22 protein-coding genes and 1 pseudogene are annotated in these 23,450 nt (G+C 56.7%); 18 read left to right on the plus strand and 5 right to left on the minus strand.

Going from position 1 to position 23,450, the window contains the following annotated elements; all coding sequences use genetic code 11:
- Positions 1–43: 43 nt before the first annotated feature.
- The 5 genes from AACG97_RS13780 to AACG97_RS13800 are packed head-to-tail and all read left to right on the plus strand — an operon-like array spanning position 44 to position 6,189.
- Complete coding sequence (locus AACG97_RS13780; protein ID WP_009686843.1) at positions 44–322, plus strand: MoaD/ThiS family protein; 279 nt, start codon at positions 44–46, stop codon at positions 320–322.
- Positions 319–2,133: a CoA transferase gene (locus AACG97_RS13785; RefSeq protein ID WP_225786390.1), complete on the plus strand. Its 1,815-nt coding sequence runs from the start codon at positions 319–321 to the stop codon at positions 2,131–2,133. The genes AACG97_RS13780 and AACG97_RS13785 overlap by 4 nt, the downstream gene beginning before the upstream one ends.
- Complete coding sequence (locus tag AACG97_RS13790; RefSeq protein ID WP_225786391.1) at positions 2,130–3,779, plus strand: class I adenylate-forming enzyme family protein; 1,650 nt, start codon at positions 2,130–2,132, stop codon at positions 3,777–3,779. The genes AACG97_RS13785 and AACG97_RS13790 overlap by 4 nt, the downstream gene beginning before the upstream one ends.
- 9 nt (positions 3,780–3,788) lie before the next feature.
- Positions 3,789–5,012: an acyl-CoA dehydrogenase family protein gene (locus AACG97_RS13795; protein ID WP_009686838.1), complete on the plus strand. Its 1,224-nt coding sequence runs from the start codon at positions 3,789–3,791 to the stop codon at positions 5,010–5,012.
- Entirely contained in the window at positions 5,002–6,189 is a 1,188-nt protein-coding gene (locus tag AACG97_RS13800) for an MFS transporter (protein WP_197885098.1), read from the plus strand. The genes AACG97_RS13795 and AACG97_RS13800 overlap by 11 nt, the downstream gene beginning before the upstream one ends.
- Before the next feature lie 43 nt (positions 6,190–6,232).
- Here AACG97_RS13800 and AACG97_RS13805 read toward each other — a convergent pair whose 3' ends face one another.
- From AACG97_RS13805 to AACG97_RS13815, 3 genes and pseudogenes are all read right to left on the minus strand, one after another.
- Entirely contained in the window at positions 6,233–6,523 is a 291-nt protein-coding gene (locus tag AACG97_RS13805) for a c-type cytochrome (protein WP_197885097.1), read from the minus strand.
- 272 nt (positions 6,524–6,795) lie between these two features.
- Positions 6,796–7,287: a DUF1543 domain-containing protein gene (locus AACG97_RS13810; RefSeq protein WP_009686835.1), complete on the minus strand. Its 492-nt coding sequence runs from the start codon at positions 7,285–7,287 to the stop codon at positions 6,796–6,798.
- Positions 7,288–7,368: 81 nt separating this feature from the next.
- Positions 7,369–7,644 (minus strand): annotated as a pseudogene (locus AACG97_RS13815) (PepSY domain-containing protein); the annotation flags it as partial.
- Positions 7,645–7,756: 112 nt separating this feature from the next.
- Here AACG97_RS13815 and AACG97_RS13820 point away from each other — a divergent pair.
- From AACG97_RS13820 to AACG97_RS13850, 7 genes are all read left to right on the plus strand, one after another.
- Positions 7,757–8,068 (plus strand): hypothetical protein, encoded by a 312-nt coding sequence (locus AACG97_RS13820; protein ID WP_125855186.1) that lies wholly within the window; start codon positions 7,757–7,759, stop codon positions 8,066–8,068.
- Positions 8,069–8,185: 117 nt separating this feature from the next.
- The gene (locus AACG97_RS13825) at positions 8,186–8,968 is read left to right on the plus strand and encodes a hypothetical protein (protein WP_197885096.1); all 783 of its coding nucleotides are present in this window, start codon (positions 8,186–8,188) and stop codon (positions 8,966–8,968) included.
- Between the two features lie 165 nt (positions 8,969–9,133).
- A complete protein-coding gene (locus AACG97_RS13830; RefSeq protein ID WP_197885095.1) occupies positions 9,134–9,709 on the plus strand; it encodes a hypothetical protein in 576 nt (191 codons plus the stop codon).
- Between the two features lie 995 nt (positions 9,710–10,704).
- On the plus strand, positions 10,705–12,528 hold the full coding sequence (locus AACG97_RS13835) for a Mu transposase C-terminal domain-containing protein (RefSeq protein WP_154211338.1): 1,824 nt from the start codon (positions 10,705–10,707) through the stop codon (positions 12,526–12,528).
- Position 12,529: 1 nt separating this feature from the next.
- A complete protein-coding gene (locus tag AACG97_RS13840) occupies positions 12,530–13,426 on the plus strand; it encodes a TniB family NTP-binding protein (protein WP_049275663.1) in 897 nt (298 codons plus the stop codon).
- Between the two features lie 197 nt (positions 13,427–13,623).
- Positions 13,624–14,223: a hypothetical protein gene (locus tag AACG97_RS13845; RefSeq protein ID WP_152906050.1), complete on the plus strand. Its 600-nt coding sequence runs from the start codon at positions 13,624–13,626 to the stop codon at positions 14,221–14,223.
- Positions 14,216–15,322 (plus strand): TniQ family protein, encoded by a 1,107-nt coding sequence (locus AACG97_RS13850; RefSeq protein WP_049275665.1) that lies wholly within the window; start codon positions 14,216–14,218, stop codon positions 15,320–15,322. The genes AACG97_RS13845 and AACG97_RS13850 overlap by 8 nt, the downstream gene beginning before the upstream one ends.
- Positions 15,323–15,423: 101 nt before the next feature.
- Here AACG97_RS13850 and AACG97_RS13855 read toward each other — a convergent pair whose 3' ends face one another.
- Positions 15,424–15,891, minus strand: coding sequence for a helix-turn-helix domain-containing protein (locus AACG97_RS13855; protein WP_049275666.1), 468 nt, complete (start codon positions 15,889–15,891; stop codon positions 15,424–15,426).
- Positions 15,892–16,128: 237 nt separating this feature from the next.
- Between AACG97_RS13855 and AACG97_RS13860 the strand changes: the two genes are divergently transcribed.
- The 4 genes from AACG97_RS13860 (at position 16,129) to AACG97_RS13875 (ending at position 18,568) form a co-directional block, all read left to right on the plus strand.
- Positions 16,129–16,860 carry a metallophosphoesterase gene (locus AACG97_RS13860; RefSeq protein ID WP_154211335.1) on the plus strand — a complete coding sequence of 244 codons (732 nt, stop codon included), beginning with the start codon at positions 16,129–16,131 and terminating at the stop codon, positions 16,858–16,860.
- Positions 16,861–16,872: 12 nt separating this feature from the next.
- Positions 16,873–17,166, plus strand: a complete 294-nt coding sequence (locus tag AACG97_RS13865; RefSeq protein ID WP_338463660.1) for a hypothetical protein — start codon at positions 16,873–16,875, stop codon at positions 17,164–17,166.
- Between the two features lie 213 nt (positions 17,167–17,379).
- The gene (locus AACG97_RS13870) at positions 17,380–17,877 is read left to right on the plus strand and encodes a hypothetical protein (protein WP_049275670.1); all 498 of its coding nucleotides are present in this window, start codon (positions 17,380–17,382) and stop codon (positions 17,875–17,877) included.
- A 55-nt stretch (positions 17,878–17,932) separates the two neighbouring features.
- The gene (locus AACG97_RS13875) at positions 17,933–18,568 is read left to right on the plus strand and encodes an HAD family hydrolase (RefSeq protein ID WP_049275672.1); all 636 of its coding nucleotides are present in this window, start codon (positions 17,933–17,935) and stop codon (positions 18,566–18,568) included.
- Between the two features lie 305 nt (positions 18,569–18,873).
- On the opposite strand, the gene AACG97_RS13880 is transcribed toward AACG97_RS13875, so the two are convergent.
- Positions 18,874–20,055 carry an HNH endonuclease gene (locus AACG97_RS13880; protein ID WP_154211761.1) on the minus strand — a complete coding sequence of 394 codons (1,182 nt, stop codon included), beginning with the start codon at positions 20,053–20,055 and terminating at the stop codon, positions 18,874–18,876.
- A gap of 70 nt (positions 20,056–20,125) precedes the next feature.
- Between AACG97_RS13880 and AACG97_RS13885 the strand changes: the two genes are divergently transcribed.
- Both AACG97_RS13885 and AACG97_RS13890 read left to right on the plus strand, forming a co-directional pair.
- Entirely contained in the window at positions 20,126–20,296 is a 171-nt protein-coding gene (locus tag AACG97_RS13885; RefSeq protein WP_154211760.1) for a hypothetical protein, read from the plus strand.
- 302 nt (positions 20,297–20,598) lie between these two features.
- Complete coding sequence (locus AACG97_RS13890) at positions 20,599–23,352, plus strand: UvrD-helicase domain-containing protein (RefSeq protein WP_232555074.1); 2,754 nt, start codon at positions 20,599–20,601, stop codon at positions 23,350–23,352.
- Positions 23,353–23,450: the final 98 nt, after the last annotated feature.

Raw genomic sequence — 23,450 nt, forward strand, 5'->3', positions numbered from 1 at the left:
GTCTTCTTCCTTATTAAATCGGCCATTGGCCGAGGAGTACGCCATGCCGGTTATTGTCAGTGTTCCGACCCTGTTGCGCAGCTACACCCAGGAAAGCAAACGCGTGGAAGTGCAAGGCACGACGGTGCGCGAGGTCGTCGACGACCTCGAACGGCGCTACCCAGGCATTCGCTCACGGCTGATGGATGCGCAGCAACTGCACCGCTTCGTCAACCTGTACCTCAACGACGAGGACATCCGCTTCCTCGACAACCTGGACACCGTCGTGGCCGACCGCGATGAGCTCACCATCCTGCCCGCTGTCGCGGGTGGTGCACGATGAATCAAGCGGCGCCGCTGCACGGCTGTCGCCTGCTCGGTGCGTTCGCCGATGAGCATGATTCGTTGCAGCGAGCCCTGGCGATGCAGGCAAGGGCGCTGGGGATTGCCGTCGAGTCTGTATCCGACGCAGGACGCGAACAGTTCTATTGCCTGCAAGGCCAGGGGCTGGCCCCCACGCATTGCCGACTCACCGGCTGGGACGACGAAGCGCCTCGGGCCATCAGCGAATTCACCCTCCAGGCTGCCTGCGGACTGATGGCGGTGCACGGCCGGGCCAGTGGGCAGGCCCAGGCCATCGACCTCGACTATCTCGCTCATGTGGTCGCGAGCCTGGCATTGACCGGGTTGATGGCGACGGCGTTGGCGCGTCTGCGCGGTGGCCAGGTAACGGACTGCAGCGTGTCGCTGCCAGGCGCCGGTCTGCAGTGCATCAGCCAGTACCTGGCTGGAGCAACGGCCGAGAGGGGCGCCGAGCGATTGCCTGCGGGGTGCTCGTCTGCCCGCTTGCGGCCACCCTTTGTCAGTGCCGATGGCGTGGTTTTCGAGCTGGAAACCCTGGACGCCGGCCCGTGGCTGGCATTCTGGGACGGCCTGGGCGTTGCCCGGGCCGACAGCAGCAAAGGTTGGCAGGGCTTCCTGCTGCGCTATGCCCGCGCCATTGCACCGATGCCAGAGACTTTGTGTAGGACGCTGGCGAACCTGCCGTACGCGCAGGTCGTCGAGCACTGCACGGCGGTGGGAATGGCCGTCACGCCAGTCCATCAACCCGGCCAGCGCAATACCCTGACGCCAGTCGGTGATACGCCTTGGGCGTTCAAGCTGCATCCGGTGGCGGTGCTGCCGCGTCCATGCAACCAGGCGCTGCCATTGAGCGGCTTGCGCGTCATCGAGTCGTGCCGGCGTATTCAGGGGCCGTTGGCTGGCCACTTGCTGGCGATGCTCGGGGCACAGGTAACCCGCCTGGAAATGCCCGGCGGCGATCCGCTGCGTGGCATGGCGCCGCTGGCGCAGGGCTGTTCGGTACGTTTCGATGCGCTCAACGGCCTGAAGGCAGTGGTCGAACTGGACCTGAAGTCGGCCAGCGAGCGTGAGCAACTGCGTCGGAACATCGCCGAGGTGGATGTGTTCCTGCACAACTGGGCCCCTGGCAAGGCCGAGGAGCTCGCGCTCGATCAAGCGGACCTGGCGCAGGTCAATCCCGCGTTGACCTATGCCTACGCCGGTGGTTGGGGCAATGCCCAGGTGCCCGTCGGGCTACCGGGCACCGACTTCACCGTGCAGGCCTGGTCGGGCATCGCCCACCTGATCGGCCAGGGCGAGGGCAACCCTGGCGGCTCGCTGTTCACCGTACTGGATGTATTCGGCGGGGTGATCGCCGCCCAGGGCATCGTCGCCGCGCTGCTGGCCCGCCATCTGCACGGCCATGCCGGGCGCGTGGACAGCTCTTTGCTCGGAGCCGCCGATCTGCTGTGCCGCTCGCGGATGACGCGTATACGCCCACTAAGCGCGGGCGTGTTCCGCTGCCAGGACGCCAGCCTGGCGATTGACTGCTGCGCCCCTGAGCACCTTGAAACCCTCGCACGCTTGTTCGACTTCCCCATGCCGTGCGCGTGGCAGACCCTGCGCGAGCCGTTGGCGCTGCAACTGGCCCGGCAGCCGGCCGCCCACTGGCAGGCGCGGTTGCTGGCCGCAGGTGTGCCCGTGGCGATCGTCCGCCAGGACCTTGCTGAACTTCAACAAGACCCACGCTTGGCGCCTTGGCTGGCGCCTGGCCGTTATACCCGCGTGCTTTCCCCATGGAGGTTCACATGAACGAATCCGGCATCATCGATCTGGTCCCCGTCACTGCCAGGCAGGCCTGGCGCGAGGCCGGCTGGTACGCCGACCGGCCATTGTTCGAGTTGTTCGAGGCGCACGTGATGGCCGCGCCCGAGAAACCGGCAGTACTGACCCTGGACGGGCAGGTGAGTTACCGCCAGCTCCACGACCAGGCCCTCCGCCTGGCCCGTGGTCTGCGTGAGCGTGGCGTGGTGGCGGGTGATGTGGTCGCCTATCAACTCGGCAACGGCTGGCAGTGCTGCGCCATCGACCTGGCCGCTGCCGTGCTGGGCGCGGTGGTCGCGCCGTTTCCACCGGGGCGCGGGCGGCTGGATATCGAAGCCTTACTAAAGCGCTGCTGTGCACGGGCGGTGATCGTCGCGCCTTGCCAGGGCGAGGTCGACCTGTGTGCACTGGTGGAATCGCTGCGCCCTACCTTGCTGGGCTTGCGCGTGCTGGTGGTCGACGGCGACCAGCGTCAGGGCTGGTCGACCTTGAGCGGGTTGCTGGCGTCGGAACCACTGACGGCGGCCGAGCGCCCCCAGGTATGCCCCGACAGCCCAGCGCGCTTGCTGGTGTCTTCCGGCACTGAGTCCGAACCAAAGCTGGTGGCCTATTCGCATAATGCGCTGGTCGGTGGACGCGGGCGCTTCCTGCAACGCCTGCATCCAGAGGGGCAGGCTTTACGCGGGCTGTATCTGGTGCCACTGGGCTCGGCGTTCGGTTCCACCGCCACGGCCGGGTGCCTGGCCTGGCTGGGCGGCTCGTTGGCGGTGCTGGCGCACTTTGAAGTGGCAGATGCCATCAGCGCCATCGAGCAGCTGCGCCCGACTCACGTCTTCGCAGTGCCGACCATGTTGCAGCGGATCGCCGCCGAGCCGGCACTGGCCCACGCCGACCGCCGTAGTTTGGTGGCGCTGGTCAGTGGCGGAGCACTGATCGACGGGCAGAGCATCCGCCGCTGTGTCGAGGCGTTCGGCTGCGCACTGGTGAGCCTGTATGGCTCGGCCGACGGGGTCAACTGCCACAACCTGCCGGATGACCCGCTGGATGTAGTGTTGAACAGCGTTGGCAAGCCCAACCCCAGCGTCTGCCAGATCAAGATCGTCGATGACGATGGCCACGAACTGCCTGCGGGCGAAGTCGGCGAGATCAAGGCCCGCGGCCCCTTGAGCCCGATGCAGTATGTCAACGCGCCCGAGCTCGATCAGCGCTATCGCGATGCACAGGGTTGGGTGTGTACCGGCGACCTGGGGCTGATCGATGGGGAAGGACACCTGGTGCTGGCCGGGCGCAAAAAGGACGTGATTATTCGCGGCGGCGCCAATATCAGCCCGGCACAGATCGAGCGGCTGGTCACCGCGCATCCGGACGTTGTCAGTGCCGCCTGCGTGGCGGTGGCCGATGCCGAACTGGGCCAGCGTGTGTGCATCTGCCTGAGCCTGCGTCAGGGCGCCCGGCGTTTTGCCCTGAAACACCTGACCGATTACCTGGGCGACCAGGGTCTGGAGAAGAACAAATGGCCGGAGTACCTGCGCTTCTACCGCGAATTGCCCCTGAGCCCCGCCGGCAAGGTGGACAAGAAAGCATTGGCCGCCGACCTGGAGTTCCTGCAACGCACCCTGAACATTGCCTGCTGAGGAGCGCGCATGCCTGAACATGATCAACTTCATCCCGTGGCCCGGCGCATTCGCCGGTTCGTGGACCAGCGGCTGTTACCGCTGGAGCCATGCCTGGACGCAGGCGATGCCAGGGCCGAGGACTGCCTGGCGCAACTGCAGCAGGCGGCTCGCGATGCCGGCTTGTGGGGGCAGGCCAACGGCCTGGCGCCAGGCCGGCTGCTCGACTACCTGCCCTTGGCCGAGCAGGAAGGCAGGTCCGAATACGGGCCGGCCGTGTTCGGTGCCGAAGCCGTGCTGGACGGCTACATGCTACGTCACGGCAACCCACGCCTGCAGCGCGAGGTGCTTGCGCCCGTGCTGGCAGGGGAGGCGCTTGCCAGCTACGGCATGTCCGAGCCAAACAGCATCGGTTCGATACCCGCGACGCTGACCACCCGCGCCCGTTGGTGCGGTGACCACTGGCAACTGGACGGCGAGAAGTGGTTCATCTGCCGCGCCGAGCAGGCGGCTTTCATCACCGTGGTGGCGCGTACCGCCGAAGGGCCGGTGGAGCGAGCGCTGAGCCTGTTCGTGGTGCCTGCCAGTACACCGGGGGTGGAGGTTGGTGAGCGGATGAAGGTGCTGGGGCGCTATCAGGGGCAAGCGCCGGTACGCCTGAACGCGGTCCGGCTCGCAGAGGATCAGGTGCTCGGCCAGGTGGGCCAGGGATTTGCGCTGATCCAGGAGCGCCTTGCCCTGGGGCGGCTGCTGCGTGCGGCGCACTGGCTGGGCATGGCCCAGCGCTGCTACGACCTGATGGGGGCGCGCATCGTCTCGCCCCGTGGCGCCTTGGCGCGACTGGCGGACAAGCAACTGGTGCGCCTGCGCATGGTCGAGGCGTACCAGGCCATCCATGCCGCGCGGTCGTTGCTGCACGATGCCGCGACCCGGTTTGACCAGGGCCAGAGCAATGACGTGGAGGCCAACCTGGCCAAGCTGGCTGCTTCGCGGGCCTTGAGCCTGAACGTCGATTCGGCGATCCAGATCCACGGCGCCGAAGGCTTGACCGACGGTACGCCACTCTCGGGGATTTACCGGCACGCCCGCGCCACCCACTTCATGGATGGCACCGACGATGCGCTGGTCAGTGCCCTGGGGCGACAGCTGATCGGCGCCTATCAAGAAGGAGGCGGGGTGAATTTTGCCGCGCCTTCTTCGTCTCCCATGAACTGGACAGGTTCAGTGGACGAGGACGGCCCCCATGCAGACTGATCACGTGCTGACCAGCCAGCCTTCCACCTGGCTGTTGCGCAGCTTGCTGGGCGCGGCCATGGCGCTGCCCATGCTGGTGTTCTATGCCATCGGCGCGCTGGGGCCTTTCCTGGTTGCTGACCTGCAGGTACCCGAACACTGGCTGGGTTACCTGACCATGAGCGCTTTTGGCCTGGCTGCGTTGCTGTCGTTAGGCGCCGGGGCCATCGTCGAACGGCTGGGCGGGCGTCGGGCGCTGGGGCTGTTGTTCGGCTGCTGCGCCGTGGCCTACACCTTGGCTGGCGTATTGCCGGGGTTTCTCGGGCTGGTGCTGGCGCTGGCCGTGTGTGGCGTGGCCCAGGCCTTGGCCAACCCTGCCACCAACCTGCTGATCGCTGAACAGTTTCCCGTGGCCGAGCGGGCCGCGACCGTGGGTTTCAAACAGGCCGGCGTGCAAGTGTCGGCGCTGTTCGCGGGGCTACTCTTGCCGCTGTTGGCCCAGTACCTGGGCTGGCGGGTAGCGCTGGTGCTGTTCGCGCCGTTGGCGTTGCTGCTGGGCTGGACGGTCTTGCGTCATCTACCGAGCTTACCGGCCAGTGCTCGCGGTGCCTCGACCACCCTGCGCCGGCCCTCGGCCGGGCTGGCGCTGTTGATGGCCGTGCAGTGCAGCGTGGCCATCGCCCTGTCATCGTTCGTGACCTACCTGGGCGTGTTCGCCCGTGCCCAGGAGGTGCCGGCGGTGCTGGCGGGTTCGTTGGTGGCGGTGTTCGGCGTGATGGGCATCGTTGCGCGGGTGTTGCTGACACCCCTGGCGGCGCGGATGCGCGACGAGAGTCTGATGCTGGGTGCGCTTTGCGCGTTGGCGGCACTGGCGGTGTTCAGCCTGAGCATGGCCACGCCACTAGCCTGGACGTGGCTCTGGGTTGGCAGCATCGGCATGGGGTTGACAGCGGTGGCGACCAACGCGGTGGCCATGAGCATGGTCGTGCATGATCGTGCATTCGGCACGCCAGCGGCTTCGGCCAGCCTGCTGTCGGTAGGGTTCTTTGCAGGCTTCGCGCTGGGGCCGCCTCTGTTCGGCGCGTTGCTGCGGGCCAGGGGATACAGCCTGGTCCTGGACATGATGATCGTGGCGCTGTTGCTGGGGATGCTGCTGTGCCTATGGCTGCGGGCCTGGCGCCGAGCGGAGCGCCGATAGGGGCGTCACCCGTGCCGTGTCAGGCTCGGCACGGGTGGCCGCATCACTTGGACATGTAGTCGATCACCGCCTGGTAATCCTCGGCCGTGCAGTCCATGCACAGGCCACGCGCCGGCATGGCATTGAAGCCTTCGGTGACATGCTTGACCAGTACGTCATTGCCTTTGGCCAGGCGTGGCTTCCAGGCCTCCTGGTCGCCCTTTTTCGGGGCCATGGGCAGTTGGCCGTTGTGACACATCTTGCAGGCGCGGTTGAACACTGCCTCCGGCTCTTGGGCCGCCTGGGCCACGCTGGCGAGTGCCAGGCAGGTAAGCATTGCCAATGTTTTTTTCATGACCGACCTCTCAGGTTTTTTATTCGAAGCCGGAGTCTATGTAAGTGTCGGTAGCTGTCAGGTGCGACAGTTTGACTCAGGCCTGGCGCATCGACTGTGCCGGCGGCATCGCTATCAATGGTGCGGCAGGATGCCGCAGGTCGAGGGTGGTCGAGTGCCGTGCTAATTTGAAATTGGCCCGGTGTTTTGCTCTTGGCAGGGTTTTCACCGGGCCGAAAAAAGCCGGGGCTGGTCACCAGCCCCGGCTTGGTTCTTGCCTCGGTTCATGGTCTTCAGAGCAGGATGTAATCACTGAACTGGCGAATACCCGCGTGCTCGCCCTTGACCAGATGTACATAGCGTCCCGCCACCAAGTCGACCGGCAGGCAATCGTCGACGTCGAGCACAGCGTCGGTATGCGGCTTGAGCCAATCAGATGCCATGCGTTGCTTGCCCAAGCGCTTGGCCTCGGCCTTGTCGGTAGCCGCTACCAGCAGGTACCGATGCGCTTCACCGAATACCTGCCGTTCATAGCCGCCCAGGTTCAGGAAGAACAGGCGCATGGCGTCAGGGCCTGGAGCCATCTGGCTCAGTTCGACGCGATAGCCATCGACCCCGGCGACTTCCAGCCAGGAGTCGATGTGCAGGCCTTCGGCGCTGCCGAACCAGGCTTCGCGCAACTGGGGATGGAGTTGTTCCAGCGTGTCCGCTTGGGCGAAGACCACATCGTGGACTTCGATACGAGCTCGAGGGTGGCGACCGCCGAGCATGACGATGTAGAGCATGATCAACCCTTCAGGGCAGCAAAAAGCGCTGCAGTGTGAACACTGCAGCGCTGTTCGCCAAGCACGCAATCAGCGTAACGGTTACTTGAAAACCCTGAGCAGACGTCGCCATCCCAGTACGACTCCACTGAGCGCGATTACCAGGCCACCAATGCTCATGGCGATGAGCAGGCTTTCGCGCAGCAGCGGCCTGGTCAGCAGGGGTTGCCAATCCCAGCTGTGCAGCAGGTTGAACAACCAGCGCCCGACCCGTTGCGTGCGGTCGGAGCTGGCCACCACCTCGCCGCTGGCCGGGTCCAGATATACCCACGTGCTCGCCGGGTCGGCGAAGCGCAGGCCAAGCACTGGCAAAGGGCGTGCCTGGAAACCGTCTTTTAACCACCTGATTGTGGCGTTGGTGCATCAACGGAGCACTGAAGACTCAGACGCTCAGGCATGCATTGCTTTAATCAACCTTACAGATCATCCATTGGAGGGCATCTCGGCTCTGGCATTTGCTGGACTGCTTCGGGACGACGATCTTGCCATCACCTGGGTGGCAGCTCAGTTGGCGATGCGGATGGCGATTCGGCGCCGCTCTGTTTGGTCGCCGGACAGTGGTCACGATCATACGACAGACCAGATCAGTCGCGAGCAGTCTTTGCAGATGGCTTTGACATTCGATATAGCGCAGCAGCCAAGTCAGTTCCCAGCCGTACCAAAGGCCTGGGAGCAGTTGACGATGCACTTGGAGGAGGGGAGTGAAGAGGTTTTGCGGGACCCTGATCCGTTCTTCGATTAGCGCTTTGCCGCAAGCATTTTCAAGTTTTTCCCTGTCGAACGGTGGTGTGCTTCAGATCAATATCGGCCTCTTTGGCAATCAGCGCTTGCTAGCCTCGTGGAATGGACAGCCTCGCGATTGATGCCACCTAAGGCTACGGGCAGGAAGCGCCATCCAGAAGAACACGGTTGGTACAACTCGCTTGGGCATCTGTGTGCTCGATCAGCACCCAACGTTGACGAGCAATGGTTCACCGATGTTTGCCAAGAGCCATTTCTGGTGCCGGAGCGCAATGCACTGCACATGCTGAGCCGCATTGCTCAGTCCTTGACTGTTCGTCATGTTATCGACGCCGAATGCATTCCTCCAAGCACGCTTTCGCAGTTGGAGTTGTGTGCTGAAAGACTCATCAACGATAGGGCATTCTCCGGGCACAATGACGGCTCGGTGCATGACAACGCATTGTCCCGTCTGATCTCTGCCTTGCTTTTCGTAGAGATAACAGGGGCTCCAGGCGCCAAGCGATTTGCAAATGGCGACTGGTCAGAAATCGCGATAACCATGCCCCTGATTTCCCGCATCATGAACTCCGTCGGCTGGTCATCGTTCGTGATGGGCAAATTCCTCACCCTCTGCGAACGGGCTGCAGATGCTTATCCACTGGATGCGTTCATCCATCAAGTAGGCACTGCAATGGAATCCCTACAATTGGCACAGGGGAGCTGGGCGAGCACCACGCATCCAGCGCGCATTGCAGCCGTAGTACAGCGTCTAGCGGACAGGCGTTATCCTCTCGCTCAGGAACAATCACTCGGCCTGCTCCGGATACTCGATGCATTAATAGATCTGGGCGACCGCCGCAGTTCTGCATTGGAACAGAGCGAAGCGTTCAGGGAGGTGCGGAAAACGTGCCAGCCCTAGATTGAAGGGGGAGAATGAGTGCATTTGGGGAAAGGCTGGCTTATAACTCCACTAAATAGTCATTTAGTATAGTTATTCCTGAAACGAATATTCTAAGGGCAGGGTAGCTCATCTGCTGAACCAGGAAAAGCTCAATTCCTGGGCCGCTGCTCTTGGAGAATCTTGATGCAACCGCATCTCACACCCTGGATGCTTGAAAGCGCGTACCGCTATTGCGAGGCTGCAAAGCACCTGCTTACCGGTCACGACATGATGGCAATTGCCCAAATAAATGCAGCAATTGGCATGGAAATTCTGCTTAAAAGCTTTGTTGCCGTGCCCGATGGCCACCATGGCCAGGTCAATGAAACGTATGACCTGGAGCCCACGCTCATTAGAGATGCACACCGTGAGCTGCAGCGTATTGGCAAGGTTGCAGCTGATCGGAATCGAGCTGACAAGCACGATCTGCTCACGCTTTTTTACGCGGTGCCTGCTGATATCCGTTCGCGACTTCGATTCGACCAGGAGGAAGAATGGATCGAGCGTTATCGGAACGTTTTCACAAGCGCTCGCTATCCGTACGAAGCAAGCTCGCCGGGCGGATATGACGACACGCTAGTCTACATTTTGGGCCAGATGATTGAGCGCGTTGTGATGTGGTACCGCGAGCAAGGCTGCCGCGATTTGTTCATCGTTTGCTATGGAATGACGCCGGCTGATTTCCAGCCCAAAGCGGGAAAGGAGCCTGAGCCATCGTGAGCCTGGCTTCAAATCTGTCCACCCTTGTCAGGCCCGCGAAAAAATGCGCCTTCCGCAACCACCTGAATGTAATGGTGTTTTTTCGCATCTGCCAATAGATGCGCTTTTTTCGAAGGTTAATAAGCAAGAAAGCGCGTTTTCTGGCGGGTAAACAAAAAAGGCGCATTTATTGGCGGGTAAAGGTAACGATCAGCTCTAGCGAGCCTGATACACAGCTTGTGTCATCCAATCTTGAACCCCGACTCAGATCAGGGGAGGAAGGATGGCGCAGGCTCATCCTCAAGCTGGCAGATAGGATACCAGCTACAAACCCGATCTGGACTGAAACTCCGGGCTCATTCGGCTCCAAGCCGACGCTACCGTCAATCCCAGAGAATATGCCAGGAGGCTTGTCCGTACCAGCGGACGCTGTAGCTATGAGCCTGGCCTGCGCGTGTATTCACTAGGCATTAGCGCCAGCCCATCAAATTCTTGAGACGGCTTGCTGCATTAAGACTGTGCAACTCAACAGAGCCTCTTTAGCTTCCATCCACCCAGGAAGCTCTCCGACCAGGATTCGGCTCGGCCTGGCGTCTTGACGGTGCCTTACCTCTGAAAGGGGGGGCTATCACAAACCCACCTAGCAAAGCGCATGCCGCTTTAGATTGGTAGTGCAAATTACAATTATAGTAAAACAAAGAGATTCTAAATATCTGATTTGCATAGAGATTTTGTGCGAAACAATTTAATTGTGTTCCGTAAAGCCCAAGTGATCAATTAATGCGAAAGCCGTTGTGAAAAAATAAAAAAATATGCGGTCAAGTCTCAAGTAATTGATTGCCAAGGCATGACACGCTGTAAGGTGCGATGAAGGGGGCGTCGATTTCCAATATAGCTAATAATATATTACTTGAAGGATTACATTGGATTTTTCAGTCTTATATGATTGACTTCATACAATCAGCTTGGTATTGCTTTGCAGTGTCAATCGCGCTGAACTGCAAGCCGAGGAAGAAATGCGGGAGATACTACAAAAGGGCCAGCTGGTTGTTTTTGAAGGCAAGCGCTGCAAGATCGTAAGCTTCGATAAAACTAACGGCGTACTCGTCCAGGACAGAAGCGACGGTTCCTTTTCCTACGCATCACCTGAACAACTCACTGCGGTAGAGGAATCTGACAAAACTGATGAATTGAAGAAAAATTTGCATGCACTTTGGTTTGACGACTCTAGGGTAACGCCTGAACAACGCACGCTTGCCTCTAAGCGTGAGACGGCTTTCATCAAGTATCGCAGCAAAGAGCTCTCGCGAGTTGAAGCAGCGTTGTCAGTCGGCATGTCCGTGTCTCAGTTTAATCGAAAGCTAAAAAAATATCGCCCCGAGTACGGTGCGATTTCAATTCTGTCCATCCCTCGTGGACGCAAGAAAGGTACGCGCCTTCTATCTGGAGAAGTAGAGGCTATCATAGATTTTTGTATCCAAAAGTACTACCAAGGGCCAGGTGCAACTTTAGAAAACGTTTACCAGCAGATTGATACAAAGTGTACGCTGAGTGGTTTTCCTACTCCGTCCAGGAATGCAGTTTCTAAACGTTTCTACGAGATTCCAGCATTCGATAGATGTCGAATGAAGTACGGCCCTGAGAAGGCCAAACAAAAATACGGAATGAAAACTCGCTCCAAGAAAGTATTGCATGCACTAGACTTTGTTCAAATTGATCACACGATGGTGGATTGTTTTATTTTAGATGATGCGCGCACCCCTCTTATGAGGCCATGGATTACCATGCTCATAGACTTACGCACACGCGTGGTCTTGGGGTATTACATTTCTCTGTGTCCACCAAGCGCAATCAGTTGCGCCATGGCGCTCGTTAATGCAGTATTCCCAAAAACAAAATCATTGCTTGAGTTTAATGATCCCGACATTAAATACATATGCTATGGACTGATGAAGGTTATTCATTCTGATAATGCTAGCGAGTTCACAAGCGAGATTTTTGAGGCTGCTTGCAGGGCGTATGGAATTGATCCGCTATTGCGTCCTCTAGGTGCTAAGCACTTCGGTGGTCATATCGAACGGCTAATTGGCACCTTTATGGGGAAGGTGCATTTTCTGCGAGGCTCGACGCAGTCTAATGTTGTAAAGAGAGGAGAGATTGATCCAGCGACTCAGGCCACTAGGACGCTGGAAGAGTTCGAGTTGTGGTTCGCTAGAAGTGCTAGCATATACCATGATACGGAGCACAGGGCTCTTGAAGGGCTAACTCCTTTTGAGGTATGGGAAGAGGATATGACTACTGCAAGTGGTCAAGACATTATGCCTCCCACGCCCGCAGACCCGAGAACATTTGCTTTAGATTTTTATCCAGAAGACCACAGGATTGTATCTCCAAAAGGCATACTATTTAAAGATAAATATTATGATGATAAGATTCTTCGGGGTGTGGCGCGCGAGACAGTCTATTTTAAGTATGACCCCAGAGACCTAAGTCGCTTATTTTTCAAGGTTAATGGTGTTTATCACGATATCGTTCAATGTGACAAGATGGCGCCAGCCATGAGCGAAAACCAATACATGCTTCGGGCTCCCGAAAAGCGTAGAAAGTCCGGAACGGTGCGATCTGAGCGCAGTCATCGCCTACGTGAAAAAAACAACGAACAAGATATCGAAACCGCCAAGGAAACTAAACGCGCTCGCAAAAAACGCAATGCGGACGCAAAGCATGCCCAGAAAACCCAAAGCGTCATAGGGCCGCCTGCGGTACCAGAGCCGTCGGATCCAGCAGTTAAGGAAATCGATCCAAACCGACAACGTCGTAAGCTTCGCTGGGAGGATTGAGATGGCCGGTGAGCATTTAGAGCCTTCCCGCAGGGGCTTGCTAGACCTGCCAGTGATGGAAAGGATTGCCGTGATTAAGAAGGATCTATGGGTGCATCATTCTCAATATGACCAAATCGAATTCATCATGAAAATGATGATGAATAATCATGGCAATCAAATTTCAGCTGAATGTTTGGCCGTCTTGGGGCCCACAGGCGCAGGTAAAACTAGCTTCCTTGAGGCAAGAAGGCGCTCCGGTGATGACTGGGCACATAAACTCATTCATTTTCATGTCAAGCCAGAGATCGGGTACCGGAAGTTCGTTGCCCAACTATTCGAGGCAGTGGGGGAGCCAAGGCATGCAGATGCTGCAGTACGAGGTACTTTTAGCTATGAAAATTTTGCAGAAATTTTAAGGCTCAAAGGAAAATGTGGCTTGGCATTCGATGACTTTCACGATCTAGGAAAGAACAAGCGCGACCAGCTTGATCTAATTTTGACTTTAATCAGAGGGCTTACTGCAAAGCCCTGCAGCTTATCCATTTTTGGTTTTGGACTTCCTGGTGCGGAGAACCTATTTAAGAACGAAGATCAGCTAGCTAGGCGGGTTGAAAGAGTCAAACTTAATCCCTGGCAGGAGAGGGATCCAGAGTTGTTAGATTTTCTGGATATGCTCGAACAACTCTACCCCTTGCGGGAACGCTCTTACCTCACGGATCCAACAATCGTCCGAACCCTGCACCAATATTCGATGGGGGTCATAGGAATTATGGTCAAGCTATTGAAGAGTGCAGCGTGCTACGGCATTGCCACAGGTATTGAAAAAATCACTGTCGATAACATAACTCTTGGCCACAAAGCCCCTTCGGGCTGGGTACGTTACCTCGGTGACTCTTACTTAGAGTCGCCTGTATGAATGAGGTTGCATACGTCCCCAACCTAGTTCAGGACTTCGCTGGAGCTGAAATTGCCATGACTATCTCACACAAACTGCGGGACGGTGCTGGAGGATGGGTCTGCTTCCATGGTGAAAATCTTAGTGGGCTTACCACTGTTCTGTATCGTCTCTGCCGATCTCGACTAATTGGGCTCAACTCTCCATGGCTGCTTAGGATGACACCTATCCCTCATCTGTTAGGTGTCAGAGCTGCATTGCTCCACGCTATGCGGCTACCTAATGAAAGTGTTATGTGGACAAATACAACAGTCATCCCTCGCTTCCTAAGTGAGTACCTGACGCACTCCAAAATCAAAGTGATGCTAATTGACGATGCTCACCTAATCCAGAAGCTCGGCAAATTGGAAAGGTCGGTATTTATAAGCATTATGCACGCAATGATGGAGCCTCCTTACTCTGTGGTTTTTGTACTGGCTGGAAACTTTTCTATTTTTCAACCCAAGGCCGTTGGCTGGAGTAATTTTGAGCTAGAGCCTCTGCACTCTATCAAGAAATTTGAATCTTCGAAGGATGTTCAAGAGTTCTCCAATGCATTTTTGGCGGAGAAGGCCGTATCCATGCCCAACTTGGCACCTTACCCGTCGATGCCCATAGATGACGCAAGCACCATCTTGAAGCTAACCAAGGGGTATATCGGTGAGGTGGTCGCCTTTTTGTCCATTTTTGCTCGCGAATACCAAGGCGGTGAATGTTGGGCCGTTGGTGTGAATGCTTTCGGTAGGGCGAGGAGTCGCTATAGGCCACGTAATGGTTAAGAACGCAAAGCGGCCCGCGCAAGACGAGACATTTTCGTCTTGGCTCTATAGGGTTGGCATTACGCGCTCAGCCTCCGATTACAACGCATTCATTATGGCTTTGAAAGCCATGATTACCCGGGAACGCCGCGCCCCAGGGTCTGACCAATGGCCCTGGGAATCCACCGATATTGACTACGACATGGATCTGATTCGTGAGGTCATCGGTAGATATCTCTCCAGTTTCGGTGTTAAGCAGGACTATTTTGCATCAACCTCCAGCTTGATCGTACCGCACACCATGCGAAACCATTATTGCCCTGCATGCTTGAGGGAGGATATCACTGCAATCGAATTTCCATGCTGGCGCAAGGCATGGACTTACTGCATGACAGCATATTGTTACCAGCACAAACGCTTGTTGGTAACGATGCGATATGGCCCAAGCACGTACGATCGGGCATGGCAGGCGTTCAAGGAGGAGGCGTCCGACTCCCCATCGAATGCTTTCAGGATGATGCGTGACCGTCTTGCGATTCGGGTTCAGCGCTGGTATTTCAGGCAACCGAGCTTCAACACCTTGGGCCTTGAGAACACTCAGAGCACCAAGGCCCTGTTTGACCTCACCTACTCACTATTGCTCAAACAAAGAACCCGGTTCGAAGGTGGAGGATATGCTTGCGCACTGGCACGTAAGAATAGAGGCCAGGTAATCCCGAAAAGCATGCCCTTGACTGAGCGCATCCAAACAGGAGTGAGCATCTCAACCCCGCTCCAGCGATCCTATGCACTGATTCTTACAGGAATGATTCTAGGACTTATTCTGCCATCACAGATAACCAGGTTTGTCGAGTTGGCGAAGCAGGCCGGCGTTCCCTGGCCAAGCACTCCGTTTGCAATCGGCAAAATGGCGATCCTTTACTCCAATCGGGAAGAATACCTTGAGTTGAGAAAGCTTTATTCCGCTACTCCCCCTGACCTCATTGCTCGATGTGCCGAGTTTTTCCGAGGGCTTGAGCATGCTGTGTACTCGTTGCGAGATGAGTATTCTTCCCAAGATCGTCTGTGGCTGGAGAGCGGAGCGCCGCACCAGCGCTGGCTGGTTTTCCCAGACCTTTGAGACGAAGTTTCTCTGCTTTCTCATTGTCTATAAGGACGATGCCTACACCGTTTGAGCAAGCGGCTTTACTACGGGCCTTGGAACATAGATACCAATGGTCGTCAGGATCTACCTTCAGCCGATTTTTTCAAATGTCGGCTAACCGTCTGCCTGCTGACACCCAGCTGTCGAGCCACAGCAGACTGACTGAGGCCTTGCCCGATGAGTTCTCGGATCTGAGAACTAAGCTCTTCTGCCGCAGCGGGTACTGGGTGAAGCACATCGGAAGGCCTGGATGGAATTTCAGTTGTCAGCAAGCCGGCTGAGGCCAGGTCACCCGCAAGGTGGTCTAGAACCTGCTGAGGCGTTTGACGCCGTTCAGCGGCGTAAGCCAGAACCAAAAGGGAGAGGGGGTCAATCCCAAGTGCGCACGCAATGCTATGGCTCACGTCAACAGTGACTGAATGCTCACCCGCTTCAAGCCGGCTGATGTAGGAGCGGTCAGCCGCCTTGCCCAAGGCATCCTGGGACGATTCATGACGTGTGCGCAGGAATTTGAGGGTCAAGCCGTAGGCAGAGCGAAGCGACATGAGCGTTTCCGTTCAAATCGAACGATATGCTGAATTTGCTTTGTCACACGCAAGTGCATATATTCACTGTCGTGAGCAGGTAGCTTGCTGCTCGCTATCGCACCACCCAGCTAGCCGCATCATGCAATTGATGCGTAAACCGAATTTAAGCACCGAGGAGCTGGAAACCGGGCATCTATTTCGGTAACCGGCACCCAATCTTTACCCTGATAGCAAGGCCCGAAGCACTCACCACTCATGAAAGTCCTCATCTACTCAGACCTACACAACGAATTCGACCGTTTCATCCCGCCAGACGTACCAGTGGATGTGGTCGTGCTCGCCGGCGACATTGATCTCCAAGCACGAGGTGTTTTGTGGGCAAACGAGACCTTCACGGCTCCAGTTGTGTACTGCGCTGGCAATCATGAGTGCTACAAGGGCCATCTCGATCGAACAATCGAGAAGATGCGAGCGGCAGCGGCACCTCACGTTTACGTGCTAGAAAACGAGTCGTGGGTCTTCGGGAATGTCAGATTCCTGGCGGGTACTGCATGGACGGATTTTTCCTCGACGGGCGATACGGTCGCCGCATCCATGACCTGCGGCCGGGTGATGAACGACTTCAAAATGATCAGGGTCGACTCGAATTATCGGCGCCTGCGGCCGGCCGACCTCATTGCCAAGAACCACGCCACGCGGGAGTTTCTCAGCCAGGAGTTGAGCCGGCCATTCGCGGGGAAAACATTTGTCGTCACTCACCATGCCCCATTGGCTGAGGTAGCGGGCGATGAGCACGATGGGCATGTCAGCGCTGCGTACTACAACAGGTGGCACTCCTTGGTGGAACAGGCCGATTTCTGGGTGTTCGGCCATACCCATTTCTCCATCGACACTGTACTGGGTGGGTGCCGCTTGATCTCGAACCAGCGCGGGTATCCTCAGGAAGAATGTGGATTCGACCCGTACAAAATCATTGAAATTAACTGAGGAATTGGAAGCGTGAGTGCCTGTGAACAGACCGGACTCCCAATGCGGGTCGTGCGGGCGAGCGGTATCGAGTGGGGTATCACCATCGATGCGTATTTAATGAACGCTGCTCGGGTGGGTGATCGCTACACGGCTCTCGTCTACGGTGACCAGTCAGGTGCGATCAGTGATGGCATGACCGTCGTTACCCCGCCGGTTCGTGCTGTCGAGCAACGCGGGGGATTTACGCTGATGCGCAGTCTGGGAGGCAATGATCACTACGTAATCGTCTCCGAGCTTCCGGAGTGTGATGACGCGGAGGCCTGAGTCCATTTTATCGCTGGGCAAGCAAGCCCAAGGATAGGGAGAGTCAGGCCGTAGCCAGGCGAGCACCTCCTTGCTGATCTGACTTGGTCGATATCTAACTTTTTGGCAGTAAACAATCTATCTCCGTCATGGGGAGGGCACCTGCCTGCTCGCCTGCCCCCAACATGACCAAATTAACCCAGCACAAAAATTGTGGAGCATTTAAGGAAAGGTATGTCCGATCTCAAAAAAATGACGCTCACTGTCAAGAACTTTCACCTTCAGGCGAGTGGTGACCTTGACGCGCTGTATACTATGGTTCGCTGCGAGGACGACCAGGGTAATACATTCCACTTCAAAGAAGTGGTAATGTTAGATTACCTCAAGCGGCACGGCGCGATTGTGACGGATGCTCCGCGCACCTGGTTCTTCAAGCATGTAGGTAAAAAGTCGATTGTTCTTGTCGCGTTCGAGAAAAGCAATGGCAAAGTCGAGTATGATCTTGATCATATGCGACTGGTTGCTAGGTCGACCGTTCTAAAAGGGATTGTGTTTGGGCTGGGGTCAATCCCGGCCGGCTTGATTGCTGCGACGGCAACGTTCGGCCTCGGTTTGCTGATCATTCCTTTAGGCCTGATCTATGGCTATAGAAATATTTTCAAGTTGCCGAAGATGCTACGGCGCAACACCTTGGTAAATGACCTTGCCTCTTATGGCGTTGTAGTAAAATAGTTTAGGTTCGAAAAACTCAAAACTACTAGGGCATATCAGCTGACGGGGAGAGGACATGATTGCGGCGGTCATTTTTGACCTGTTTGGCACCTTGGTTGAGATTCAGAACCGTCAGAATCCCTATCGAGAGCTGCTCAGGGTAGGTGCGCAACAGGGCCGGGCAGCGTCGCCGAGTGACCTACGCTCGATCATGGCTATCAATGGCGGCCTTGCAGAGGCAGCTGATTTTCTGGAGATCCAGGTGTCCCGAACGCAGTTGGCCAACCTCCAGAGCTGCCTCGACCTTGAGCTCCAGTCCATTAAGCCCTTCGATGAGGCAATGCCTGCCATCGACCTTCTCCGTCAGTGCCAAATCAAAATTGCTTTGTGCTCAAACCTGGCGGGGCCGTATTGTTCAATCGCCAGGAAGCTTTTCCCTGACCTAGATGGCTATGCACTGAGTGCTGAGTTAGGTCTGCTAAAGCCAGACCCGGCGATATACCGGAGTGTCTGCACGATGCTTGATGTTATTCCGGGTCAGGTACCCGGGGTGAGCGATGCGCAGGTATTGATGATCGGCGATTCCAAGCGCTGCGATGAGCATGGGCCACGTGCTGTAGGTATCTTGGGTCATTACTTGGATAGAAAAGGAGGAGGGCGTATCAAGGATTTACTCTCGTTCGCCCAAGGCATCATAGCTAGCAACCCTTGATTGAGAGTATTACCACATCAATTTGCTGAGAACTTTTAACGTAAACGTTCCGGTTGTTTGAGCGTCGTTAGGGGAGCATGTTTAAGAAAACTAATTCTTAGCTTAGATTTGGGGAGCGGCGAGGCGGTTGGTTTGAATATCGAAGCTCTAGCTTAGTTTTATGCGGTCAAGCTCGTGCCCCTTGGCAGATGATTGACCCGTTGCGCAGTATTCAGTTTCGAAGAAGTAGGGACTGAACTCAAATTAAAGTCGCCAGGGCAAACTGCGCCTTGCTCAGCGCAAGCTCCTGCCCACGTGGGTAATGATCAGCTAACACGAAAGTCCTCATCCGACTCGTCGTCGGCCAGCACGTCTTCGCAGGCAAGGAGGTTGAACTCTTCGTCCTCATCCGCTCCTCCTATCAAGCCGCTTTTGTACAGGCCAATCTCGTACATCCTCGACTTCAACTCTTCATGGGCGCTGCGAATTGCCAAGACGGTGGCTTCGATGTGCAGGGTGCCTTTGAGGCTTCTTTCGAGCTTGTTGACACGAAGCAGGCAGCCCAGGTGACGGACTCCTCGAAGCCACTCGGTACGGGCTGAGTCCGAGGTTGATTCGTTCCTGTTGAAAACGAAGGTGATCTCGACGTTGTTGACGCTTCGCCGCCCCCGTACCAGATCCGCCCCGAAGCCGTCGGGAATGTCCGAGAATTGATACGAGCCTTGGGCGAACACCAAGTCGCCACCGAGGAGTAAGCGATCCAGCGTTCCACGGTCTAGGTCGTCTGAAATGTTTCTGACGCAGGTATGCTCCATGGCGGACTGAAGCATGTTGCTCATGTATCGGTACAGAGAGAGCGACCGAGCCTGACCAACGTACAAGAGACCTTCCCTGAAACACAGGTACCCGTCTTCGTCACACGCTCCATTACGTAAAGCGCCTTGAAACCCCTGGAGCTGGATGGCCTCTATCCCAACCTGCTGGGCAATTTCAAAAATTCTGAGGTGATTGAAATACCACCATTGGCAGCTCATTAGCTGAGTGGCTTTGAAAATGGCGAGGGGATCAAGTCGACTGACTTTCTGCTCCCAGGCGGCCTTTGCTGCCTTGAGCCGGTCAGCAGTGAGGGTAAGCTCCAACGCGTGGGTGGAGTGCGCCTCGCCGTGATGAATTGAGCAAAGGACAGCCAAGTTGGAGTGGGAGTGGTCGCGACTTTCAGCCCAGGGTTTGATGTGGTGAACGATGATTGGACGCTCGGCGTCACGGCACACACAGCAAACCCAGCGATTATCATAAAGTGTCTTGATGAGGAGATCAGGGGGTATGGGCGGTCTGCCCTCACCAAGGATGACAGGTACGATGGTGTCGCTGATCCCCAGCTCGATTAGCTTCTCTGGGCTTAGCGATTGGAGCTTTGCAAGTGTCCAGTTGTCCTCTCTCAGCTTCCTGGCCAACGCACTGTCGATCCCTCGGGCCAGAAAGGCTAGTTCACTTGGATTTTTGGTCACGAACTCGCTTCCTTTTTGAGGTTGATGGGAAGATTACCCGCAGACGACCTGCGCTACTGCAGGAGGCAACATGAAGGATAAAAAAAATCCAGGCGCCCTGACAGCCTTGGAATTCGGCGAGATGATGCAAGAGTTCTCAGACGCGGGGGAATGGATAGCGGCACAGCTGCGATCAAGGTCAGGCGAACCCACCGACAACAGCGATGGTGATGAGGAGTGCCCAGATTCGAAGTGCGATTGATGCGTCACTGGCAAAATCCTAACGCACCTGGCCATAGGCTACTCAGTGATCATTGACGCGTCTCTGGCCCGGCCATTTGATTGTTAGACAGGGAATTGCCGTTTCGAGTGCTTTGGGGCGCGCATCCCAAAATAACGGCAGGCAGGACAGCTGATCTGACTCCGTGGACATCCAGGTATCCATCACCGATCCCCTTTGTGGCTAGACCTGGCTGTGCACGGGATCGAGGTTCACGGTGAAAACTGATGGCACCAATCGTCTGATAAACTGCCAACCTTTTGCGGTGTGATTAGCGGATGACAATGGAGTGGCAACCTTCTTTTCTGTCGCGGCTGTTCAGAAGGGCGGCGTCATGGCGTCTGACGATCGAAAACGATGAGCTCAGCGTCACGCTGAATGACCAGACATATCCGATACCGCTGGAAGCGTTCTCCTCGCTGCGATTTCATCAAGGTCTGTTGTGGACGAACGTGACCATCTGGATCGGTCACGAGGTTCACCTCGTTGGCTTGCCCCATGCTGCGCGCAGCACCTTGGATCATCAGCTTCGAGCCGTCACGAGCAAGCAGCATTTCCGTGCTTACTACGCCAAGATCATGGCCTGGCTGAAAGAGGTTGATCAGGTCGAGGTAACTGCAGATGCCGAGCATCGATGGCTAACGCACGACATGCAGCGGGAGCTCCTCTCGAAAAGGGATGCCCTGGGGATCGACGCTGCGAAGCTCAAAGCCTTGTTCGATTCTCCTGTCATCCAGGCGGCGATGGGGGATAACAAGCCGCGAGTGCAAGGGCGGTTGCGTCAATGGTCTCAAGATTGGCCTGAGCACTGGAAAGCTCGAAACCAGGTTCACATGATCCGCGAGCTGGATGCATGTTCGCATCTGCTCGATCACGTCGAGTCCCGGGAGCTCAATGATGAGCAAGCAAAAGCCGTGGTCTGCTTTGACAACCGGGTTCAGCTGATTGCCTCCGCCGGCTCTGGCAAAACCTCAACGATGGTTGCCAAGGCGATTTACGCAGTTCATCGCGGTTTCGTAGCCCCATCCGAGATCATCATGCTGGCTTTCAACAAGGATGCCGCACAGGAGCTACAGGAGAGGGGGGCTCAGTCACTTGCAAGACTTGGCATGGCCGGAGTCACGATCAACGCACTGACATTCCACTCCCTGGGCCTGAAAATCATTGGCGGCGCGACGGGCAAGAAGCCGAGTGTACCCAAGTGGGCTACCAGGGCGGATCTCGGGCTGGAGAAGCTTGGGGTGATCGTCGACACACTCAAAGACAGTTCAGATGAATTCCGCACCAAGTGGGATCTTTTCCGCCTGGTCTTCGGGCGGGATCACTCCACCGCGCCGTTAAGAGATGTGGCGGAGGCCTTCGACCGAGAAGGGGAAGCTCGACTGATCACACTCAATGGCGAGCATGTCGCAAGCCAGGAAGAGCGATTGATTGCCAACTGGTTGTTCTATAACGGTGTCGAGTACGCCTATGAGCGCCCCTACGAGCACGATACTGCGACCGCCGAGCACAGGCAGTATGTGCCCGATTTTTACTACCCCGCGCTGAATCTCTATCACGAGCATTTCGCCTTCGACGCAGACGGTCAAGCGCCCGCACATTTTGAGAATTATGCGGAAGGTGCCGACTGGAAGCGGAAGACGCATGCAAGCTACGGCACCCAGCTGATCGAATCGACCTCCCATCAGTTGAGGACGGGTGAGATCTTCGCGCACCTCTCACGAGAGCTGGCATCGCGTGGTGTTGTACTAGATCCAAACCCCGACCGCCCGATCCCGGATTCCGGCCTGGTGCCCCTGGATCACATTGATCTGGTGAAGGTGCTCCGAGCGTTCATTTCGCACTATAAGAGCAACAGCCTCACGGCGGACAACCTACACGAACGCTACGACGCTCTCCCGCTCAGCGTCTTCAAGTTCCGGTACAAGATGTTCCTGGAGCTTGCGATCCCGGTGATCGACGGATGGGATGCCGCCTTGAAAGAAGACGGCGGCATTGATTTTGAGGACATGATCAACATGGCAGCAGACTGCCTTGAGCGCGGCTACCAGTCGCCGTATCGCTTGGTCATGGCCGACGAGTACCAGGATGCATCACGCGCGCGTGCGCGGCTCTGTCGAGCCTTGGTTCAGGAGACCCACAGTCACCTGTTCGCTGTAGGCGATGACTGGCAGTCGATCAACCGATTCGCCGGCGCCGATGTCAGTGTCATGACAGGCTTCGTCGACTGGTACGGCCACGGTGAGGTTTTCAGATTAGAGAAGACTTACCGATGCCCTCAGGCCATCTGCGATGCGTCCAGCCAGTTTGTGGGCAAAAACCCGGCTCAATTGCAGAAGACTGTGATTTCTGTGACTGAGCCTGTAGGCCCAGCTTTTCAGGCATTTCAGTTATCCAGCAGGGATCAGGTTCGGGATGGCTTGCGACAGTACCTGGACGACCTTTACCAGGGGCTTTCGACCGGGGCAATTCCTGGTGCCGATGGGAGGTTAATATCGGTTTTCGTGCTTGGACGGTACAAGTCCGATGCGCAGTTCATCCCTCAGGGATGGGAGCAGCGCTATGGCAACAAGCTCGAAATCAGATTCAAAACCATCCACACCTCAAAGGGTGACCAGGCCGACTACGTTCTGATTCCTGGAATGATGGTGGGAGGGTTTCCGAGCCTGAAAGGTGACGATCCGGTATTTGGCCTGGTCATGCCTGAAGGCGACACATACCTATATGGCGAGGAACGCCGGCTTTTCTACGTGGCGTTGACCCGAGCGCGTAGGTCAGTCGCCATGTTCACCGTGACGGCCAGAAACTCCCCATTCCTGACCGAACTGGTGAAATACGGTGTCGTGATGGTTACGGACATCAAGGGTGAACCGATCCGGGAAGAACGGTGCCCGGTCTGCCAACATGGTGTCATGCTTCAGCGCACCGGCAAGTTCGGTGATTTCAAATCCTGCTCAGGCTTCCCTCGTTGCAAATACAAACCCGAAAAGCCGAGGCGCCAGGGCAGCCTGCAGAAAAAATTTACTCGACAGCGCTGAGGTGTAGGCAACAACCACGCCTGATCCTGGATAGCGTTGAGCCTTCATATGTGGCATATAGCCGCTATTGAGGTGCGCGGCGGTCACATTGTGGCTAC

Source organism: Pseudomonas sp. Nvir, assembly GCF_963778085.1.
In the GTDB taxonomy this organism is placed as follows: Bacteria; Pseudomonadota; Gammaproteobacteria; order Pseudomonadales; family Pseudomonadaceae; genus Aquipseudomonas; species Aquipseudomonas juntendi.

Bases quoted from the DNA above. Each gene is read 5' to 3' on its own strand.
- AACG97_RS13875 (WP_049275672.1), top strand. From the start codon at position 17,933: ATGATTGCGGCGGTCATTTTTGACCTGTTTGGCACCTTGGTTGAGATT.
- AACG97_RS13785 (WP_225786390.1), top strand. From the start codon at position 319: ATGAATCAAGCGGCGCCGCTGCACGGCTGTCGCCTGCTCGGTGCGTTC.
- AACG97_RS13845 (WP_152906050.1), top strand. From the start codon at position 13,624: ATGACACCTATCCCTCATCTGTTAGGTGTCAGAGCTGCATTGCTCCAC.
- AACG97_RS13810 (WP_009686835.1), bottom strand. From the start codon at position 7,287: ATGCTCTACATCGTCATGCTCGGCGGTCGCCACCCTCGAGCTCGTATC.
- AACG97_RS13805 (WP_197885097.1), bottom strand. From the start codon at position 6,523: ATGAAAAAAACATTGGCAATGCTTACCTGCCTGGCACTCGCCAGCGTG.
- AACG97_RS13860 (WP_154211335.1), top strand. From the start codon at position 16,129: ATGAAAGTCCTCATCTACTCAGACCTACACAACGAATTCGACCGTTTC.
- AACG97_RS13795 (WP_009686838.1), top strand. From the start codon at position 3,789: ATGCCTGAACATGATCAACTTCATCCCGTGGCCCGGCGCATTCGCCGG.
- AACG97_RS13840 (WP_049275663.1), top strand. From the start codon at position 12,530: ATGGCCGGTGAGCATTTAGAGCCTTCCCGCAGGGGCTTGCTAGACCTG.
- AACG97_RS13890 (WP_232555074.1), top strand. From the start codon at position 20,599: ATGGAGTGGCAACCTTCTTTTCTGTCGCGGCTGTTCAGAAGGGCGGCG.
- AACG97_RS13830 (WP_197885095.1), top strand. From the start codon at position 9,134: ATGCAACCGCATCTCACACCCTGGATGCTTGAAAGCGCGTACCGCTAT.
- AACG97_RS13855 (WP_049275666.1), bottom strand. From the start codon at position 15,891: ATGTCGCTTCGCTCTGCCTACGGCTTGACCCTCAAATTCCTGCGCACA.
- AACG97_RS13870 (WP_049275670.1), top strand. From the start codon at position 17,380: ATGTCCGATCTCAAAAAAATGACGCTCACTGTCAAGAACTTTCACCTT.
- AACG97_RS13835 (WP_154211338.1), top strand. From the start codon at position 10,705: ATGCGGGAGATACTACAAAAGGGCCAGCTGGTTGTTTTTGAAGGCAAG.
- AACG97_RS13850 (WP_049275665.1), top strand. From the start codon at position 14,216: ATGGTTAAGAACGCAAAGCGGCCCGCGCAAGACGAGACATTTTCGTCT.
- AACG97_RS13790 (WP_225786391.1), top strand. From the start codon at position 2,130: ATGAACGAATCCGGCATCATCGATCTGGTCCCCGTCACTGCCAGGCAG.
- AACG97_RS13780 (WP_009686843.1), top strand. From the start codon at position 44: ATGCCGGTTATTGTCAGTGTTCCGACCCTGTTGCGCAGCTACACCCAG.
- AACG97_RS13885 (WP_154211760.1), top strand. From the start codon at position 20,126: ATGAAGGATAAAAAAAATCCAGGCGCCCTGACAGCCTTGGAATTCGGC.
- AACG97_RS13800 (WP_197885098.1), top strand. From the start codon at position 5,002: ATGCAGACTGATCACGTGCTGACCAGCCAGCCTTCCACCTGGCTGTTG.